Genomic DNA, 2,648 nt, shown 5'->3' with positions numbered 1-2,648 from the left:
ATGCGGCGCTTGCCGCGCGTTCCCACCACGCGGATGGTGTCGGCGGCGGACGTGCTGGCGGGGCGGATCGACCCGCGCGTGTTGAAGGGCGCGATCGTGCTGGTGGGGACGACGGCGCCCGGCCTGCAGGACTTGCGCGCCACGCCCGTGAACAAGGAGTACCCGGGCGTCGAGGTGCACGCCAACGTCATCAAGTCCATCCTCGACCAGCACTACAAGACGCATCCCGATTACGCGTCCGGCATCGAGTTCGCCCAGGTGATCGTCGTCGGGCTGGCGTTGTCGCTGCTGCTGCCGGCCCTCGCGCCGCTGGCGGCCGTGCTCACGTCCGGCTTCGCCTTCGCGGCCGTCGTGGGCCTCAACTGGTACGCCTACCGCGCGCTCGACTGGACGACGGACATGTTCATCTGCGTGTTGCTGATCGCCGTGCTGTTCGTGCTGAACCTGGCGTGGGGCTGGTTCTTCGAGCACCGCAAGGGCCGCGCGCTCGTCTCGCGCTTCGGCGAATACGTGGCGCCGGAACTGGTTGCGCAGATGGCCGAGAATCCGGAAGCCTATACGATGGAAGGCGAGAGCCGCGAGCTGTCCGTGATGTTCGTCGACGTGCGCGGCTTCACGACGATCTCGGAAGGCCTGTCGCCGAAGGCGCTGCGCGAGTACATCAATCTCTATCTCACGGCGATGTCCGAGGACATCCGCGGCAGCCACCAGGGCACGCTCGACAAATACATCGGCGACGCCGTGATGGCCTTCTGGGGCGCGCCCGTCGCCTTCGCCGACCACGCGAGCCGCGCGGTGGCCACGTCGCTGCTGATGCAGGCCAGCGCGGCGCGCCTGAACGAGGATTTCCAGCGGCGCGGCTGGCCGCCGCTGGCGATCGGCATCGGCATCAATTCCGGCCTGATGCACGTGGGCGACATGGGCTCCGCGATCCGCCGCGCGTACACGGTGATGGGCGACGCGGTGAACCTCGGCTCGCGCCTGGAAGGCATCACGAAGGTGTACGGCGTCGGGATCGCGGTCGGGGAGGCCACGCGCCTGGCCGCGCCGGAATTCGTCTACCGCGAACTGGATCTCGTGCGCGTAAAGGGCAAGAACGAGCCGGTGGCGATCTTCGAACCACTTGGCAAGCCGGCCGATCTCGATCCCGCCGTGCTGGACGAACTGGCCGCGTGGGATGCGGCGCTGGCCAGGGTGCGCGCGCAGGACTGGGATGGCGCGCAAGGCGCGATCGCGGCGCTGCACGCGGCGCATCCGCAGCGCGCGCTCTACGCCCTGTATCTGGAACGGATCGCGCACTGGCGTGCGGATCCGCCCGGAGCAGCGTGGGATGGCGTGACGACGTTCGAGACCAAGTAGCGCCGGCGCAACGCTGGTGTCCGGTATTCCCCCCATCCCGTGGGGGAGCGTTCCTATTTTTAACTATTTTTCTCTCAGGCAAGGAAAACCTCTTTACACTCGTGACAAACGAGATTTTCCTTTCGGCGGCCTTGCCGCAGGCCCGGGGATGCATGGGCCAGAACAATAACGATATGGTCATCCACAACATGAAACTACGCTTGGCACGCCTGGTCGCGGGCTCGGTGCTGGCGGCCGCCGTGGGCGCCGCCTGGGCCGACGATGCGATCCGGTTCGAGATCAGCCGCTACGACGTGAGCGGCAACACGCTGCTGCCCGCCGCCGCCGTGCAGGCCGCCGTCGCGCCGTACACGGGCACGGGCCGCGATTTCGGCGACGTCCAGCGCGCGCTGGAAGCGCTCGAGGCGCTGTACCACGCGCGCGGCTGGAACGTCGTCACCGTCCAGTTGCCGGAACAGGAACTCAATGGCGGCGTCGTGCGCCTGCACGTCGTCCAGACGAAAGTGCGCCAGGTCGAGGTGACGGGCAACCGCTGGTTCTCCGAAGCGAACGTGCGCGCGAGCCTGCCCACGCTGGTCCCGGGCGCGACGCCCAACCTGGCCGAGGTGTCGCGCAACCTCCGGCTCGTCAACGAGAACCCGGCGAAGAAGGTCAAGCTGAGCCTCGCCGGTGCCGACGCGAATGGCGAAGACGCGGTCGACGCGAAGGTCGAGGTGGCAGACGAGCGCCCGTGGAAGGTGATGTTCAACGCCGACAACACGGGCACCGAATCCACCGGCAAGACCCACGCGGGCGTGCTGCTGCAGCATGCGAACCTGTGGGGCCGCGACCACGTGGGCACCCTGCAGTACACGACGACGGCCGAGCGCCCGGACCGCGTGGCCGTGTGGGCCGCCGGCTACCACGTGCCGCTGTACGCACTGGGCGATTCCATCGACCTGTTCGCGAGCTATTCGGACGTCGACTCGGGCGCCGTCAACGCCGGCCTGTTCGACCTCGCCGTGAGCGGCAAGGGCACGGTCTACGGCGGCCGCTACAACCACGTGCTGCCCAAGCGCGGCAACCTGGAGAGCCGCATCGTCCTTGGTTTCGACGTCAAGGCCTACCGCAACAACGTCGTCTTCGGCACGCAGAACTTCGGCAACGACGTCACCGTGCGTCCGCTGAGCATCGCCTGGGCCGGCAGTCATGCGACGGCCGACGGCCAGGCCGATTTCTCGATCGCCCTGCTGCAGAACGTGGCGGGCGGCGCGCGCGGCAGCGCGGACGACTTCGCGGCCGTGCGCAGC

Annotated in this window: 2 protein-coding genes; both read left to right on the top strand. The window is 68.2% G+C overall.

The features are described 5' to 3' along the window. Positions 1-1,359 (top strand): adenylate/guanylate cyclase domain-containing protein (locus ACEN88_RS28865; protein WP_413345225.1); only part of this gene is annotated, 1,359 nt, incomplete at its 5' end. A gap of 188 nt (positions 1,360-1,547) precedes the next feature. Further along, positions 1,548-2,648, top strand: a 1,101-nt coding sequence (locus ACEN88_RS28860) for a ShlB/FhaC/HecB family hemolysin secretion/activation protein (RefSeq protein ID WP_413345223.1), incomplete at its 3' end; no start/stop codon positions are given.

It is taken from the genome of Massilia sp. CT11-108, assembly GCF_047302915.1.
Lineage (GTDB): Bacteria > Pseudomonadota > Gammaproteobacteria > Burkholderiales > Burkholderiaceae_D > Telluria > Telluria orientalis.
Note: the sequence above shows the minus strand (reverse complement) of the source record. Positions and strands in the feature narration are given on the sequence as shown.